The organism is Terrabacter sp. RAF57, assembly GCF_052113925.1.
GTDB lineage: Bacteria > Actinomycetota > Actinomycetes > Actinomycetales > Dermatophilaceae > Terrabacter.
Genome location: NZ_JBFRDT010000012.1, coordinates 106840 through 123615, shown reverse-complemented (window position 1 = coordinate 123615; position 16776 = coordinate 106840). Strand labels below are relative to the sequence as shown.

Annotated in this window: 15 protein-coding genes; 10 read left to right on the top strand and 5 right to left on the bottom strand. The window is 72.3% G+C overall.

The features are described 5' to 3' along the window. The first annotated feature begins 86 nt into the window (after window positions 1–86). Window positions 87–830, top strand: a complete 744-nt coding sequence (locus AB4Y83_RS14955) for a dihydrofolate reductase family protein (RefSeq protein ID WP_442297366.1) — start codon at window positions 87–89, stop codon at window positions 828–830. A gap of 19 nt (window positions 831–849) precedes the next feature. Here AB4Y83_RS14955 and AB4Y83_RS14950 read toward each other — a convergent pair whose 3' ends face one another. Beyond that, on the bottom strand, window positions 850–2031 hold the full coding sequence (locus tag AB4Y83_RS14950) for an alpha/beta hydrolase family protein (protein WP_442297365.1): 1182 nt from the start codon (window positions 2029–2031) through the stop codon (window positions 850–852). Window positions 2032–2320: 289 nt separating this feature from the next. Here AB4Y83_RS14950 and AB4Y83_RS14945 point away from each other — a divergent pair, with 289 nt between their 5' ends. The 4 genes from AB4Y83_RS14945 (at window position 2321) to AB4Y83_RS14930 (ending at window position 4671) form a co-directional block, all read left to right on the top strand. Continuing rightward, window positions 2321–2680 carry a vWA domain-containing protein gene (locus AB4Y83_RS14945; RefSeq protein WP_442297364.1) on the top strand — a complete coding sequence of 120 codons (360 nt, stop codon included), beginning with the start codon at window positions 2321–2323 and terminating at the stop codon, window positions 2678–2680. Then, entirely contained in the window at window positions 2665–3648 is a 984-nt protein-coding gene (locus tag AB4Y83_RS14940; protein ID WP_442297363.1) for a hypothetical protein, read from the top strand. Before AB4Y83_RS14945 ends, AB4Y83_RS14940 begins: the two co-directional genes overlap by 16 nt. Before the next feature lie 178 nt (window positions 3649–3826). Beyond that, a complete protein-coding gene (gene msrB, locus AB4Y83_RS14935) occupies window positions 3827–4270 on the top strand; it encodes a peptide-methionine (R)-S-oxide reductase MsrB (RefSeq protein WP_020145578.1) in 444 nt (147 codons plus the stop codon). A 17-nt stretch (window positions 4271–4287) separates the two neighbouring features. Continuing rightward, window positions 4288–4671, top strand: a complete 384-nt coding sequence (locus AB4Y83_RS14930; RefSeq protein WP_442297362.1) for a DUF1707 SHOCT-like domain-containing protein — start codon at window positions 4288–4290, stop codon at window positions 4669–4671. A gap of 57 nt (window positions 4672–4728) precedes the next feature. On the opposite strand, the gene hemQ is transcribed toward AB4Y83_RS14930, so the two are convergent. Continuing rightward, entirely contained in the window at window positions 4729–5430 is a 702-nt protein-coding gene (gene hemQ, locus AB4Y83_RS14925; RefSeq protein WP_020145576.1) for a hydrogen peroxide-dependent heme synthase, read from the bottom strand. Window positions 5431–5464: 34 nt separating this feature from the next. Further along, the gene (gene hemG / locus AB4Y83_RS14920; RefSeq protein ID WP_442275985.1) at window positions 5465–6853 is read right to left on the bottom strand and encodes a protoporphyrinogen oxidase; all 1389 of its coding nucleotides are present in this window, start codon (window positions 6851–6853) and stop codon (window positions 5465–5467) included. 357 nt (window positions 6854–7210) lie between these two features. Between hemG and AB4Y83_RS14915 the strand changes: the two genes are divergently transcribed. Then, on the top strand, window positions 7211–8356 hold the full coding sequence (locus AB4Y83_RS14915; protein WP_442275984.1) for a DUF4349 domain-containing protein: 1146 nt from the start codon (window positions 7211–7213) through the stop codon (window positions 8354–8356). Window positions 8357–8401: 45 nt separating this feature from the next. Here AB4Y83_RS14915 and murJ read toward each other — a convergent pair whose 3' ends face one another. Further along, window positions 8402–10087, bottom strand: coding sequence for a murein biosynthesis integral membrane protein MurJ (gene murJ, locus AB4Y83_RS14910; RefSeq protein ID WP_442275983.1), 1686 nt, complete (start codon window positions 10085–10087; stop codon window positions 8402–8404). Next, a complete protein-coding gene (gene hemE, locus AB4Y83_RS14905; protein ID WP_442297361.1) occupies window positions 10084–11136 on the bottom strand; it encodes a uroporphyrinogen decarboxylase in 1053 nt (350 codons plus the stop codon). The genes murJ and hemE overlap by 4 nt, the downstream gene beginning before the upstream one ends. 95 nt (window positions 11137–11231) lie before the next feature. Here hemE and AB4Y83_RS14900 point away from each other — a divergent pair, with 95 nt between their 5' ends. The 4 genes from AB4Y83_RS14900 (at window position 11232) to AB4Y83_RS14885 (ending at window position 16659) form a co-directional block, all read left to right on the top strand. Further along, entirely contained in the window at window positions 11232–11816 is a 585-nt protein-coding gene (locus tag AB4Y83_RS14900) for a DUF3000 domain-containing protein (protein ID WP_442297360.1), read from the top strand. After that, the gene (locus AB4Y83_RS14895) at window positions 11813–13102 is read left to right on the top strand and encodes an HRDC domain-containing protein (protein ID WP_442275980.1); all 1290 of its coding nucleotides are present in this window, start codon (window positions 11813–11815) and stop codon (window positions 13100–13102) included. Before AB4Y83_RS14900 ends, AB4Y83_RS14895 begins: the two co-directional genes overlap by 4 nt. A 180-nt stretch (window positions 13103–13282) precedes the next feature. Then, on the top strand, window positions 13283–14524 hold the full coding sequence (locus AB4Y83_RS14890) for a thiolase family protein (RefSeq protein WP_442297359.1): 1242 nt from the start codon (window positions 13283–13285) through the stop codon (window positions 14522–14524). Next, window positions 14521–16659 (top strand): 3-hydroxyacyl-CoA dehydrogenase NAD-binding domain-containing protein, encoded by a 2139-nt coding sequence (locus AB4Y83_RS14885; protein ID WP_442297358.1) that lies wholly within the window; start codon window positions 14521–14523, stop codon window positions 16657–16659. Before AB4Y83_RS14890 ends, AB4Y83_RS14885 begins: the two co-directional genes overlap by 4 nt. Window positions 16660–16776 lie beyond the last annotated feature (117 nt).

Below are 16776 nucleotides of genomic sequence, written 5' to 3'. Positions count from 1 at the left end.
TCATCCTGCCCGACCGGAGACCGGCGCGACGGGATGTGAGGTCACCGATCCGCGCGGCGTGACAGACCGTCGCCGATACTGACCCCATGCGCCTGCTCGTGCCCGGTCACTCCGGACGTCCCGCCCTCTCCGATCTCGATGCGGCGGGGCTCTTCGGCGCCTATGCCGCACCGCAGGACCGCTGGGTGCGCTGCAACATGGTGACGAGCCTCGACGGGGCTGCGACGGGCGCGGACGGACGTTCGGGCTCGATCAACAACGACGCCGACCACGTCGTCTTCGAGGTGCTCCGTGCCCTGAGCCACGTCGTCGTGGTCGGGGCCGGGACGATCCGCGCCGAGGGCTATCCGCCACTGTCCGTGGACGACTCACTCGTCGAGCTGCGCCGTCACCAGGGGCTCCCCGACGCGCTGCCCCTCGTCGCCGTGAGCAACCTCGGGCACGTGCCCCCGACGCTGAACGGCTGTCGGGACGGGCGGGCGCTCATGGCCGTTCCGGCCTCGGCGCCCGGACTCGACTCGGCGCGCCGTGACCTCGGCGAGGACAACGTCCTCGTCTGTGGAGACGAGGCGGTCGACGTCGCTATCCTCGTGGAGGCGTTGCACCGCCGGGCCTGGGACCACGTGCTCACCGAGGGCGGGCCGAGCCTCCTCGGCTCTTTCCTCGCGGCCGGCCGCCTCGACGAGCTGTGCTTCACCATCGCCCCGCACGTCGTCGGCGGCGAGCACCCGCGGCCGGTCGGCCCCGAGGGCATTCCGGCTCACCTCGACCTCGAGGTGCTCGTCGAGCAGGACGCGACGCTGATGGGCCGCTGGTACGTCCGACGCTGACGACGGGGACGACGGTGGCTCAGCGACGCTCGTCGAACCCGTGGACGAAGTCCCGCAGCACGCGCTCCCAGCGGTCCGGGTCGTAGTTCCACTCCCGGCAGTGCCGAGCGGTGTCCCACCGCTCGAGGCGCACGAGGTCGGGCCGGCGACCGGCCAGGGCCACCGCGGGACCGATCGGCACGAAGTCGTCGCCGTCCGAGGCGATGACGAGCATCGGGGAACGGAGCTCGCCCGCGCGTGCGACCCAGTCGGTGCGGGCCACGTCGATCGGCTCGTGGACCCCGACGAGCCGGCGCGTGCGGCGTGAGCCCATGAGTTCGGTCGCGACCCGCACGAGCGGGCTCGGCACCCGGTGCAACCGGCCGTGGTGACGCAGCACGACGCCCCAGTCGATGACCGGGGAGTCGAGCGCCACGCCGACGACGTAGTCGGACAGCGGTGACCGGTCGAGCGCCTGGAGCACGATGGCGCCGCCCATCGACCACCCGAGAAGGAGGACGCGTCGGGCACCGTGCGACACGGCATACCCCATGGCCGCCTCGACGTCGCGCCACTCGGACAGGCCGAGGTTGTAGCGCCCGTCCGGGCCTCGCGGCGCGTCGCGGTCGTTGCGGTACGCCGTGACGAGGCTGGTCCACCCGGCCTCGCGCAGCACCGGCACGGCCCGGAGCGTCTCCTCCTTGCGTGCGCCGCGTCCGTGCACGAGCACGGCCCAGTCGGACCCGGTCGAGCCGTCCTCCCGACGAACCACCCAGCCCGGCAGCGGACCGACGTCGGACAGGATGGCCACGTCCTCGTCAGGCAGACCCAGGCTCACCGACGGCCGGTCCCAGAAGTAGTACTGGTTCCAGCGGGCGGGCCCGGTCTCGATCGCGCCCCGGTCGACGGCCACGAGTCGGYGCGTCACCGACTCCGGGTCCGCGTCGACGATCCCACCGACCCGCGCGTGCCCCGCTCCCCCGTCGAGCCAGACGCCGTAGCGGCCGGGCACGACCGTCTCGGGAGTGACGGCGAAGGTGACGGTCTCGGCGTCGTGCCGCAGGATCTCGACGTCGTCGGGCTGCAGCTCGTCGGGCGTGATGACGCGGCGGGCGAAGTAGGCGGCAGCAGCCACCGAGCCTCCGGCGGCGCCGAGCACCGAACCCGTGCCGGCGGCCGCGGCCACGAGCACCGGACGCGAGACGAGACGGCGCACCTGCACGGGCCCATCGTCGCAAACGACCCGCCCACGTCGTGGGAGGGCGTGCCGCCGCAGGGACGGTATGCGGACCAGACGTATCAAACAGGACGTTCGGGGCACCGTCCTTCGGGAGCCTCGGGGACCACGGGCGGCGAGCCGCACACCCCGATCGTTCCCCGGCCCGCCCGTCGGGCCGGTCGCGGTCGAGAGGTGCCGTTCGGGGTCACGGTCACCACCTGCCCGCCTCGGGGTGCGAGGACCTGCTCCGCGCGCCGCTTCTCACCGTCTCGTCCCACGAAAGGGGACACCCGTGTTCAGCACCATGCGCCGCGGCGCACTCAGCATCGCGGCAGCCGGGGCGCTCGTCGCCACGCCCGCCCTCGCGATGGGGGCCGGCGTCAGCCCGGCCACCTACGACGCGTCCGTCAACCCGGGCGACACCGTCCACGTCACCAAGACCGTCAGCACGCCGGAGATCCCGCCGAAGCCCGACATCGTCCTCGTCGTCGACGAGACCGGCAGCATGGGTCCGGCGATCGCCAACGTGAAGTCCGAGATGGGCTCGATCGTCTCCACGGTCCAGGGAGCCCAGCCACAGGCCCAGTTCGCCATCGCGGCGTACAAGGACGGGGCGACGGGGCGGAGTTCTTCCAGGTGGAGACCGGCCTGACGGGCAGCCAGGCCACGGCCCAGACCGCGATCGACAGCCTGTCGGCGTCCGGCGGCGGCGACACGCCCGAGGGCCAGATCAACGCCCTGTGGGAGGTCGGGTCCGGCGGCGACGCCATCGCGTTCCGTCCCGACTCCTCACGCATCGTCGTCTGGTTCGGTGACGCGAGCGGGCACGACCCGAGCGGCGGGCACAGCGAGGCCGACGCCACGGCGTCCCTGACGGGCGTCGGCGCCCAGGTCATCGCCATCAACGTCGAGTCCGGAGGCGCCGACGGCCTCAACGCCACCGGTCAGGCGCAGCGCATCGCCGCCGCCACCTCGGGGACGTTCTTCCCGAGCGTGACCCCGGGCGATGTCGCGAGCACGATCCTCGCCGGGTTGGGCAACCTGCCGGCCGAGGTCACGGCGAACGTCTCGTGCGCCACGGGCCTGTCGATCGCGTTCACGCCGTCGCTGCCCCAGACCGTCACGAGCGGCAGCGACGTCGTCCTCGACGAGGCGATCACCGTCGCCGCGGACGCCCCCCAGGGCTCGACGCTGACCTGCACGACGACCTTCCTCGTCAACGGCGCCGAGGCCGGGCCGGAGTTCGTCCAGACCGTCACGATCAAGGTCAACGACGTCACCCCGCCGACCGTCTCGTGCGGTCCCGGTGTCAACCCGGCGGGCCACACGCCCGGTGGGTGGCGCAACGCCGGCTTCTTCCAGATGGTCGCCGCCGACAACCTCCCGGGCGTCTCCGTCACGATCTCCGACACGGGGACGGGCACGACCTTCGGGCCGTACGCCCCCGGCACCTATTTCAAGCTGACCCAGGCACCTGGCACGTCCGCCTCCACCGTCGTCCCGTTCCAGGGAGCCGTCGACTGGCACTTCACCTTCAAGGGTGATGCCACGCTGACGGCCACGGATGCGGCCGGCAACACGACGACCGCGTCCTGCAGCGTCCCGCCGAAGCAGAAGTGACGTCGCTCCGACGATGAGGAGCCTGCCCGGCCCGGACCACCCCGGCCCGAGCAGCACGAGGGCCCCGGCCACCCGCGGGGGCCCTCGTGGCACGCGCTCGCCCGGTCCGTAAGACCTCGTAAGGACCACGTCGCCGCCGGGCGGGCACAAACCCGGGTGACGTGGCGTTGGTCTGGACATGAGCCACCACAACACCTCCGACAAGCCGTATGCCGTCCAGCGCACCGACGAGGAGTGGCGCGCTGCCCTGACGCCGGCCGAGTACAAGGTCCTGCGACAGGCCGGCACCGAGCCGGCCTTCCGGGGTGAGTACACCGACACCAAGACGCAGGGCGTCTACTCGTGCCGAGCCTGCGGCAGCGAGCTCTTCCGCAGCGACACGAAGTTCGAGTCGCACTGCGGTTGGCCGTCCTTCTACTCCCCGCTCGCCGGGGACACGGTCGAGTACATCGAGGACCGCGCCTTCGGCATGAAGCGCGTCGAGGTCCGGTGTGCCAACTGCGGCTCGCACCTCGGGCACGTCTTCGAGGGCGAGGGCTACGACACCCCGACCGACCAGCGCTACTGCATCAACTCGATCTCCCTGCGCCTCCAGCCGGACGAGGGACCGTCGCAGTCCTGAGCGCCTAGATTCGTCCCATGGTCGACGACGGCGACATCCGCATCGGCAGCGCCGAACGCGACGAGGCGCTGGCGGCGCTCGCCGAGCACCACGCCGCGGGCCGCCTCGACGCGAACGAGTACGAGGACCGGCGAGGCCGGGCCACCGACGCCGTCGTGCGCCGGGACCTGACCTCGCTCTTCGTCGACCTCCCCGAGCCCCGTCCGCGGCTCACGCCGGCGCGTCGGGGTGGCGTGTCCCGCCCGTCGGCGCCCCACCAGGGGCCACGCGGCACGGTGGCACGCGTCCTGCTGAGCCTCGCCCCCTTCATCGCGCTCGCCGCGTTCCTGCGCACCGAGTCGTGGCTGGTGTTCCTGCTCATCCCGGTCATGGCGGCGATCGCCAAGGCGATCGACGACTGAGCCCCCCGTCTGCACGTGCAGGCGGGGGCTCAGTGGTGTGCGCGGGCGTCGCCGGGGTCAGCGCAGGTTGGCGACGAGCTGGGCCGGCTCGACCTTGGGCCCGGTGAAGAACGGGATCTCCTCGCGCACGTGCATCCGGGCGCGCGACGCGCGCAGCTCGCGCATGAGGTCGACGATCCGGTGCAGCTCGTCGGCCTCGAAGGCGAGCAGCCACTCGTAGTCGCCGAGGGCGAACGAGGCGATGGTGTTGGCCCGCACGTCCGGGAAGTCGCGTGCCATCTGACCGTGCTCGCGCAGCAGGTCGCGACGCTCGGCATCCTCCAGGAGGTACCACTCGTAGGAGCGGACGAACGGGTAGACGCAGACGTACTTGCGGGCGACCTCGTCGGCCATGAAAGCGGGGACGTGGCTCTTGTTGAACTCGGCCGGGCGGTGCAGCGCGGCGTTGCTCCAGACCGGCTCGAGGTGCGAGCCGAGCTCGGTGCGCAGCAGGCGGTGGTAGGCCGACTGGAGCTGCTCGATCGTCTCGGCGTGCCACCACACCATGAAGTCGGCGTCGCCACGCAGCCCCGCGACGTCGTAGAGGCCCCGGACCACGACCCCCTCGCCGGCGATCTCGTCGAGGAAGGCCTCGAGGTCCGCCGTGACCGCATCGCGGTCGTCGCCGACCGGAGTGACGGTGCTGAACACCGACCACATGCAGTAGCGGATGGTGTCGTTGATCTCCCGCATCTCGGCCGGGGTCAGGCGCTCGCTCATGGCCCCATCATCCCAAGCGGCTCGGACCCCGACGTCAGCGGGTCAGGACCGACCGGATCGACCGTGCGGCGGCGCGGCCGGACGCGATGCAGGCCGGCATGCCGACGCCGTCGTATGCCGCCCCGCACAGCGCGAGCCCTGGCGGCAGCTCGCGTGTGGGTGCGAGACGCGAACGGTGCCCGACGGCATACTGCGGCAGTCCCCCACCCCAGCGCTGCACGTGCGCGTCGACGGGGTCGGGCACGCCGGGGCCGAGCACCGTCCGGAGGTCGGCGAGGGCCACGGCCACGAGCTCGTCGTCCGAGCGCTGGAGTGCGACCTCCTCGCGGTGACGGCCGACGGACGCGCGCAGGAACGTTCGCTCGGGGTGTGCGGCGGCGAGCCAGGGCCACTTGACCGAGCTGAACGTCGACGCCTTGATCGTCAACGGCTCCGTGGGCGGGACGAGGAAGCCGCTGCCGTCGAGGGCGGCCGGTGCGGCACCCTCGAGGGCGAACGTCACGATGGCCATCGACGCGTACTCGACGGTCGCGAGCGCCGCTGCGGCCTCGGGCGCAACCTCACGCAGGAGGCGCGAGGCGGGCGCTGCGGGGGCGGCGAGCACGACGGCGTCGAAGCGCTCCTCGACGACGTCGGTCGTGGGACCTGTCGACACGACCCACCCGTCGCCGTCGCGGCGCAGCCCGCGGGCCACCGCGCCACGGCGCACGCGGACACCCGCGGCGACGAGCTCGCGCTCGAGCACCTCGGGCAGCGTCCCGAGGCCGCCGACGAGAGAGGCGAAGACGGGGCGACCGGCCATCGGTCCGCTCGCCGCCACCTCGACCGCGGCTCGGGCCACGTCGAGCAGTGGTCGACCCTCGTGCGCGGCGGCCGCGAGGACCGGGACGGCCTGCTCGGCGGAGATCTCGCGGGCGTGCCCGGCGTACACACCGGCCAGGAGGGGCTCGACGAGGCGGTCCGTCACGGCGCGGCCCAGGCGGGCGTCGACGAGGTCGCCCACCGAGACGTCACCGACGACGGGGCCGTCGACCTGCTCGTGCGCCAGGCGCTGCACCTCGTCGTCGCTGAGCAGCCCCCGCACCGACTCCGGGTCGGCCGGCACGCCCATCACCGTGCCGCGGGGCATCGGCCAACGCCGGCCCCTCGACACGATCGACGCGCCCACGGGGCCGGGATGCGTGGTCAGGTCGGCGACGCCGAGCTCCTCGATGAGGGTGAGGGCCTCGGGGCGACGAGCCAGCACCGACTCGGCGCCGACGTCGATGCGCGCCCCGCCGACGTCCTCGAGGCGCAGCTTCCCACCGAGCCGGTCTGAGCCCTCGAGGACCGTGACGGAGACGTCGGTGCCCGGGCGACTGAGCTCCCAGGCGGCCGCCAGCCCGCTGATCCCACCGCCGATGACCGCGACCGTCCTGCCCATGGCGACACTCTCCCATCCCGGCTGCGGCGGTTGGGCCGGGGCCCGACCGATGACGAAATGTTGGGCGCATGAGCACGCCCGCGCTGGCGCCGTGCGCCTGCCGCTCGCGCGGTTCACGGTCTTCACCGCCGCGGGCAGCGCCCTGTGGACGGCCTGCTCATCGGACTCGGCTGGGCGCTCGGGCTCGCGCCACGAGCTCGTCGACCGCCACTCGTCCGTCCTCGACTGGGTCGGGCGGCGCAACGATCGGGTCCGGCCGCGTGTCTCTGGTGACAAGGGACGTCGCCACGCACACCGTGCGCACCACAGCACCACCACCGGCTGCGGCACGGGAGGCGACCCGTCGAAAGGCTCGCCATGACCGCCACCCCACACCTGCCGCGTCTCTCTCAGCTCCCACCTGCCCGTCGGCGCCTCCTCGCCATGGTCCTGGTGGCCGTCGCCGTGCTCGCCCTGGCGATACCTCTGGGCCTCAAGGCTCTTCAGGGCGCCTCGTCCTCATCCTCCTCGTCCGCGGCCTCAGCCGGGGAGGCGAGTCGTGGTGCCGTGACGGGCAGCGGCGTGGTCGGGCCGGAGCTCGCGCCGCAGGCCGACGCCTCGGCCGGAGCCAAGGCGCCCGCCGCCGACACGGGCACGCTCGGGGCCGGCGTCGCCGGCTCGGTCGCGGTCATCGAGCCGAAGATCGCGCGCTCCGCGTGGCTCGGGATCAAGGTGACCGACCTCACCGGGTCGGCGGCTCGGGCCCGCGTCATCGCCACGGACGCCGGAGGCCAGGTGACCTCCGAGAACGTCGTCACCTCGGTCGACCCCACGGGTGGTCCGACCGGCCCGGGTGGGATCGACCCTCGCCTCGAGTCGGGCTCGTCCCTGCCGACCGTCGGCGTCGACGAGGCCCGGATGGTGCTCAGCGTCCCCGCCAAGACCCTCGACGACGTCCTGACGCAGCTGTCGAGGATCGGTTCGGTGTCGTACCGCTCGTCCCAGTCCCAGGACGTCACCGACACCTACGTCGACACCAAGGCGCGCATCGAGCCGATGCAGGACGGGATCACCCGCGTGCGCGCCCTGCTCACCAAGACGACGGACCTCCAGCAGGTCATCCTTCTCGAGAGCGAGCTGACCCGCCGTCAGGCCGAGCTCGACTCGCTGACCCAGCGTCTGGCGCAGCTCGACGCGATGACGACGACGAGCGACGTCACCGTGACGCTCTGGACCGACGCGACGACCCCCGTGCAGACCGAGAGCGGACTCGGCGGTGGGCTGCGCACCGCGTGGGAGAGCTTCCTCGGCTCGCTCACCGTCATCCTCACCGGGCTCGCGGCGCTCCTGCCGTGGCTCGTCCTCCTCGTGCCGCTCACCCTGCTGGCCCTGCGGCTGTGGCGTCGCCGCGTCGCAGGTACGCCGGCAGCGGCCTCCGCCGTGAACGCCGCCCCCGCCGCAGGCCACTCCCCGCAGCCCGCGGGAGCCCCGGCCTCGGCGCCCGCCTCCACGACGGACGACTGACACCCCCGGAGCGGAGAGCAGTGAAGGAGCCGTCGGCGGCTCGGGTCAGCGACCGAGCCGCTGGCGGACCATGTCGCCGACCTGCCGCACCTCACGCACGTGCATGGCGTGGGCGATCCCGAGGTAGATGACGAAGAAGACGAGACCGACGAGACCGATCTCCAGCGCGCTGGCGAACATCCGCTTGAGGGCCGAGGTCGACCCCTCGACCGCGGACCTCGTGATCGGGTCGAGCACCTGGGTGGCGCCCCAGGCGACGACGCCGGCGACGGCGGCCGCGACGCCGACCCGCGAGGCCGTGACGAGACCGGCGCCCAGCCCGAGCGTCCCGATGCGCCGGCGCAGCAGGTAGAGGCCGACCATGGAGCTGACGACGTTGCCGACGGTCTGCCCCATCGCCATGACACCGATGGCCCAGACCGGGTTGATGAAGAGCGTGACGACGCCGGCAAGAGCGCTGATGCCGGTCAGGAGCACCTGCATGATGACGGTGGGCTTGCCGTCCTCGAGGGCGAAGAACATGCGGTAGCAAAGAAGGTCGAGCCCGAAGGGCACGAGCCCGAGGATCATGATGATGAGCACGCTGGCGGAGACCTCGACCGAGCGCGGTTCGATGCCGGGGTTGAGCAGTGCGACGATCGGGTTGGCGAGCACGATGACCGCGACCATGATCGGCACGTTGGCCACGAGTGGCATCGTCAGGCCGGTGCGGAAGTCCCGGCGCAGGCTCGCCTTGTCGTCGGACGCCGCGGCGGCGGAGAAGCGCGGGAAGAGCGCGGTGATGATCGAGACCGTGATGAACGCGTGCGGCAGCATGAAGAGCGTGAACGCGATGGCGTATGCCGCCGGGCCGCGTACCGCGTCCTCGAGACCGAGCGTCGTGGCGGAGGCGGTCGCGTTGTTGAGGACGCCCTGGCTGATGAAGAAGCCGATCTGTGACACCGCCAGGCCTCCGAACGCCCAGAGGGCGAGGCGGCTGACGCCCCCGAGCCCGACGCCGCGCAGGCCCCAGCGGGGGCGGTAGTGGAACCCGGTCCGCCGCAGGGCAGGGACGAGGGAGAGCGCCTGGACGATCACGGACAACGTGGCCGAGCCGGCGAAGAGCCAGATCATCGGCCCGGTCCACTCGGACGGGTCCCGCGGTTGGTCGCGCCCGGGGGCTCCAAGGGGTGCGTCCTTCGGGAAGACGAAGAGGAAGAGCACCAGCCCGGTGACGGCCACGACGTTGGCGATGAAGGGTGCCCACGCGAAGGCGCCGAACTGCCCGCGCGCGTTGAGGATCTGCCCGAGCAGGGCGAAGAGCCCGTAGAAGAAGATCTGCGGCAGGCAGATGAGCGAGAAGGCGAGCGCGAGGTCCTTGAAGTCCGGCGACGAGTTGCGGGCGAGCAGCCAGACGAACCCTCCGGCGGCTGCCATGACGACGACCGTGATGACCGCCATCGCCGTGAGGGCCACCGTGATGACGCGGTCGGTGAACTCCTGCCCGCCGTCCTCGAGCTTCATCGCCCGCGCGAGCGACGGGATGAGCACCGCGTTGAGGATGCCCCCCGCGGCAAGGACGTAGAGCACGTTGGGCAGCGTGTTGGCCAGGGAGAAGGCGTCACCGGCGAGCTTGGCGCCGATGATCGCGGTGATGAGGCCGTTGCGCACGACCCCGAGCACGCGCGATGCGACCGACCCACCGAGCATCGTGAGGCTGGATCGAGCGACTGACGGTGCCGCCGTCGTCATCGGCGGCTCGAGCACTCGTGGACGAGCTCGGTCACCCGGGTCAGCACGTCGGGGTCCACGGTGGGCAGCACGCCGTGGCCGAGGTTGAAGATGTGGCCCGGCGCATGGCGCCCCTCCTCGACGATCTCCCGCACGCGGCGCTCGAGGGCGTCCCACGGCGCGAAGAGCAGGGCGGGGTCGAGGTTGCCCTGGACGGCATACGTCGGCCCGAGGCGGTCCACGGCGTCGGTGAGCGACACGCGGTAGTCGACGCCGACCACCTCGGCACCCGCGTCCCCCATGAGAGCGAGCAGCTCGCCCGTGCCGACGCCGAAGTGGATGCGAGGCACGTCGAGGTCCGCGACCGCTGCGAGAGCGACCGACGAGTGCGGCATGGCGCGCGCGGCGTAGTCGGCCTTCGACAGCGCACCGGCCCACGAGTCGAACAGCTGCACGGCGCTGGCGCCGGCCTGAGCCTGCACGCGGAGGAACTCGCCGGAGATCTGGGCGAGCCTGGCGCAGAGGGCGTCCCACAGCTCGGGGTCGCCGTGCATGAGCGCCTTGGTCTTCTCGTGGTTCTTGGAGGGCCCACCCTCGACGAGGTAGGACGCGAGGGTGAAGGGGGCTCCGGCGAAGCCGATGAGCGGGATGTCACCGAGCTCGCGGACGAGCTGGCCCACGGCCTCGGTGATGAAGGGGACGTGCTCGGGGGTCAGGGGCACGAGCTGGTCGAGGTCAGCGGCCGTGCGGATCGGGTGGGCCACGACGGGCCCCACACCCGGGACGATGTCGAGGTCCACGCCGATGGCCTTGAGCGGGACGACGATGTCGCTGAAGAAGATGGCCGCGTCGACGCCGTGGCGGCGCACGGGCTGGAGCGTGATCTCGGTGACGAGGTCGGGCCGCATGCACGACTCGAGCATCGGGATGCCCTCGCGGACGGCGCGGTACTCCGGCAGCGAACGACCGGCCTGACGCATGAACCACACCGGCGTCCGGGTCACCGACTCGCGGCGCGCAGCGCGGACGAGATCGCTCTGGCGGGTGTCTGGCGGGGCTGTGGTCGGCACCGGTCAATCCTGCCACGGCAAGCGTGTGCCCCCGCGCCACGCGCGTCCGGCGCGCCCTGAGGACAGATCGCCCGACTCCGGCATACCCTCGTCTGGTGCACACGCGAACGTTGCCGGGCAACCACGGCGCGGTCTTCGCCAGGACGCTCAGCGCCCTGCGAGACGTCCGTCTGCGCTCCGAGGTGCGGTTGACCGAGGTGCCGGCGCCGACGCGCATCGCCCCGTATGCCGCAGCCCTGACCGCCGACGTCATCGACGTCGCCGACCCCGACGACGACCTCGCGACCGGACGCTTCGTCCTGCTGCACGACCCGGCAGCCCCCGACACGTGGGACGGCCAGTGGCGCATCGTGACCTTCGCGCGGGCCGAGCTCGAGCCCGAGCTCGCCGGCGACCCCATGCTCGGGGCGGTCGGGTGGTCGTGGCTGACCGACTCGCTGACCAACCGCAACCTCGGGTGGACCGCCGAGGCCGGCACGGTGACCCGCGTGGTCAGCGAGAGCTTCGCGGGGCTCGCCGACCGCGAGGCGAGCGTCGAGATGGAGATCCGCGCCTCGTGGACCCCGGTCGGCGGCGACGCCACGGACCACCTGCGCGCCTGGGCCGACATGCTCTGCACCATCGCCGGCATCCCGCCCCTGCCCGACGGCGTCGTCCCCCTCCCGGGGCAGCGACGGTGACGGCAGAGCCGAACGAGCCCGCCGACGACCTCGACGACGACCAGGCCGCCGACCTCGCACCCGACGTCGTCCCCGAGCTCGTCCCACTGACCCACCCACGCGACGGGGTGCCCGACGTCGTCGTCGACGAGCGCACCCTGATGCGCGCCGCCGAGGCCATCCGCAGCGGCACCGGGCCCGTCGGCATCGACGCCGAGCGGGCGTCGGGCTACCGCTACGGACAGCGCGCCTATCTCGTCCAGATCCGGCGCGAGGGGTCCGGGTCCTGGCTCATCGACCCCATCGCCTGCCCTGACCTCTCCCCCGTCGGCGAGGCCATCGGCGACGCCGAGTGGATCCTGCACGCGGCCACCCAGGACCTCCCGTGCCTCGCCGAGGTCGGGCTGCACCCGCAGTCGCTCTTCGACACCGAGCTCGGCGGCCGGCTGGCCGGACTGCCCCGGGTCGGGCTCGGCGCCATGGTCGAGCACTACCTCGGACTCCAGCTCGCCAAGGAGCACTCGGCCGTCGACTGGTCGGTGCGCCCCCTTCCCGAGCCGTGGCTGCGGTATGCCGCCCTCGACGTCGAGGTGCTCGTCGACCTCCGTGACGCGGTGGCCGCCGAGCTCGCGTCGCAGGGCAAGGCGGCCTGGGCCGCCGAGGAGTTCGATCACCTGCTCGACTTCACCGGCCCCGAGCCGCGCGTCGACCCGTGGCGGCGCACGTCGGGCATGCACAAGGTGCGCGGCCGTCGTGGCCTGGCCATCGTGCGCGAGCTCTGGCTCTGGCGCGACGCCGCGGCCCAGCAGCGCGACACCTCCCCCGGACGGGTCCTCCCCGATGCGGCGATCAGCGAGATCGCCATCGCCAACCAGCGGGCGACGAAGCCGCCACGCACCGTGGGCTCCGCCGAGCCCCGGCTGGCGCGCTCGGTGCGCCGGCACCAGGAGGCGATCATCGAGGTCGTCGCGCGCGCTCTGGCGCTGCCCGACGAGGACCTGCCCGTCCTGGCCCTCCCGCCGAGCGGCCCGCCGCCGCCCAAGGCGTGGGTCGACCGCGACCCCGTCGCCGCGGCCCGCCTGTCCCGCGCCCGGGAGCTGCTCGGAGCGATCTCCGAGGAGCTCGCCGTGCCGGTCGAGAACCTCCTGACCCCTGACCTGCTGCGCCGCTTCCTGTGGGAGGGTCCCGCTTCGCCGTCGACCGCCGAGGTCGCCGATGCGCTCACGACCATGGGGGCACGTCGCTGGCAGACGACGATCACCGCGCCGCTCATCTCCCTCGCCTGCACCGAGAACCCTCCCGCCTGAGGCGTGCGCCCTCGCTCGCCGGGCCGTCGTGAGGATGGTCACCCGGAGGCCCGTTGGCCGAGAAGTTACCGAGAAGTAGTATCGAGGAGGTCGCGCGCTGTCGCGGCCCGACGCCGGTGTCCGAGCCGGCCCGTCGACCCCTGATCCATCGCGATCACCCTCGATCCACTGGGAGGCACCGTGCCCCGCGCACTCAATGAGGTCGTCTTCGTCGACGGCGTCCGGACGCCGTTCGGCAAGGCCGGAGACAAGGGCATGTACGCCCAGACCCGCGCCGACGACCTCGTCATCCGGTGCATCCGCGAGCTGCTGCACCGCAACCCCAACCTGCCCAAGGACAAGGTCGAGGAGGTCGCCATCGCCGCGACCACGCAGATCGGCGACCAGGGCCTCACCCTCGGCCGCACGGCGGCGCTGCTCTCGGGCCTGCCGAACACGACGCCCGGCTACTCCGTCGACCGGATGTGCGCCGGCGCGATGACGGCCGTGACGAACACCGCGAGCTCGATCGCCTTCGGTGCCTACGACATCGCCATCGCCGGCGGCGTCGAGCACATGGGCCGCCACCCCATGGGCGAGGGCGTCGACCCCAACCCGCGCATCGTGTCCGAGAAGATCGTCGACCCCGACGCCCTTGTCATGGGCAAGACCGCCGAGAACCTCCACGACCGCTTCCCGCAGCTGACGAAGCAGCGCTCCGACGCCTTCGCCGTGGGCAGCCAGGACAAGCTCGCCCGGGCGTACGCCGACGGCAAGATCCAGCGCGACCTCGTCACCGTCGCGACGCGACACGCCGAGCAGGGCTGGGGCCTGGCCACCGCCGACGAGCCGCCGCGTCCCGGCACGACCGTCCAGGACCTCGGCCAGCTCAAGACGCCGTTCCGTGCGCACGGCAACGTCACCGCGGGCAACGCGGCCGGGCTCAACGACGGTGCGACCGCGTGCCTCCTCGCCTCCGAGGCGGCCGCCGCCGAGCTCGGTCTGCCGGTCCGGATGCGCCTCGTGTCCTTCTCGTTCGTCGGCGTCGAGCCCGAGGTCATGGGCGTCGGTCCGGTCCCGGCGACCGAGAAGGCCCTCGCCAAGGCGGGCCTGACGATCGGCGACATCGGCCTCTTCGAGCTCAACGAGGCGTTCGCCGTCCAGGTGCTCGCCTTCCTCGACCACTTCGGCATCGCCGACGACGACCCGCGCGTCAACGAGTACGGCGGCGCCATCGCCACGGGTCATCCGCTGGCCAGCTCCGGCGTGCGCCTCATGACCCAGCTCGCGCGGCAGTTCGAGGAGCACCCCGAGGTCCGCTACGGCCTGACCGCGATGTGCATCGGCATCGGCATGGGCGGCGCCGTCATCTGGGAGAACCCGCACCACGAGGACTACGAGTCCTCGACGACGAGCATGACCGACGAGGAGATCGCCCAGTGAGCGCCACCACGACCGACCAGCCCACGGCCGCAGCCGACTTCGCGTCCGAGGTCGTGACCCGCACCCCGGTGCACGACGTCGCCCTCCCGGGGGGCGCCGGGACCCTGGCGCTCGTCACCCTCGACAACGGCTTCGACCACACCAAGCCCAACACCTTCGGCCCGCAGTCGATCGCTGGCCTCGCCGCCACCGTCGAGCGCCTGCGCGAGCGCGCCGAGGCGGGCGAGATCGTCGCCGTGGCCGTCACCGGCAAGCCGTTCATCTTCGCCGTCGGCGCCGACCTCACCGGCGTGCCGTTCATCGGGTCGCGCGACCAGGCGCTCGAGATCGCCCGGGCCGGCCACACGGCATACGCCGCCTTCTCCGACCTGCCGGTCCCGACGTTCGCGTTCGTCAACGGCGCGGCCATGGGCGGTGGCGTCGAGCTGGCGCTGTCGGCGACCTACCGGACGATGAGCGCAGGAGTGCCCGCCGTCGCCCTCCCGGAGGTCTTCCTCGGCCTCGTCCCCGGCTGGGGCGGCTGCTGGATGCTGCCCAACCTCATCGGTGTCGAGAAGGCCATCACCGTCGTCATCGACAACCCGCTGAGCCAGAACCGCATGCTCAAGGGAGTCGACGCGTACCGGCTCGGCATGGCCGACGCGCTCTTCGAGCCGGCCGACTTCCTCGAGGAGTCGATCGCCTGGGCCGCCCGCGTCCTCTCCGGTGAGGTCACCGTGGAGCGACCCGAGGTCGACCGCGACGAGACGGTGTGGAACGCCGCCATCGCCAAGGCCAAGGGTCTCGCCGACGTCAAGACCGGCCGACAGGCCAGGAGCCCGTATGCCGCCCTCGACCTGCTCGCGGCGGCTCGCACCGCGACCCGCGAGGAGGGCTTCGCCGCCGAGGACGAGGTGCTCGCCGACCTGCTCATGAGCGACGAGCTCCGTGCCGGCCTCTACGCCTTCGAGCTCGTGCAGAAGCGCGCCAAGCGGCCTGCTGGGGCTCCCGACAAGCAGCTCGCCCGGAAGGTCACGAAGGTGGGCATCGTCGGCGCCGGGCTCATGGCGAGCCAGCTCGCGCTGCTCTTCATCCAGCGCCTCCAGGTGCCCGTCGTTCTCACCGACATCGACGACGACCGCGTCGCCAAGGGGGTCGCCTACGTCCACGCCGAGCTGGACAAGCTCGCGGGCAAGGGACGCCTCAACGCCGACAAGCTGAACCGTTACAAGGCCCTCGTGACCGGGTCGACGAGCAAGGACGGCTTCGCCGATGCCGACTTCGTCATCGAGGCCGTCTTCGAGGAGATGTCGGTCAAGCAGCAGGTCTTCGCCGAGGTGGAGGCCGTCGTGTCGACCGAGTGCGTGCTCGCGACCAACACGTCGAGCCTGTCGATCGCCGAGATGGCATCGACGCTCGAGCACCCGGAGCGCGTCGTCGGCTTCCACTTCTTCAACCCGGTGGCCGTCATGCCGCTGCTCGAGATCATCCCGGGCGAGCACACCGACGACCCCACTCTCGCAACGGCTTTCGCCGTCGGGAAGGCGCTGAAGAAGACGTGCATCCGCGCCGCGGACCAGCCGTCGTTCATCGTCAACCGACTCCTCGGCCGCTTCATGGGCGAGGCCGCGAAGATCCTCGACGAGGGCACGCCGATCGAGGTCGTCGACCGCGCCTTCGCCGGTCTGGCGCCGATGCCGCCCTTCGTCCTCATCGGGCTCGTCGGGCCGGCCATCGCGCTGCACAACGGCGAGACGCTCGTCCGGGCCTTCCCCGACCGCTTCTACGCCTCGCCGACGCTCCAGCGGATCGTCGCGGCCGGCAAGCGCGGCTTCTACGACCTCAGCTCCGGCCGTCCGGTGCTCGACCCCGAGGTCGCCGAGCTCGTCGAGAAGCCGGCCGAGCCGATCGTGCTCGACCTCGGCCAGGTGCGCCAGCGTGTCCTCACGGTCCTGGCCGACGAGGCACGGCGGATGCTCGACGAGGGTGTCGCCCAGGCGCCGATGGACATCGACCTCGCGATGATCACCGGCGCCGGCTTCCAGTTCTGGAACGGCGGCATCACTCCGCTCCTGGACCGGACCGGCGTGGCCGAGGCCGTCACTGGCTCGCGGTTCCTCCCCGTCGGGGTCGCCAACGCCCGGACCTCTGCCTGACCGATCCACCCCACCGTCGAACGGCCACGAACCGGGCTCAGGCGGGCGCTGCCGTCGGGCGGCGCTCCCGGTTCGTGGCCGTTCGGCGTGGCGAGATTTGCCGTAACTCATATATGA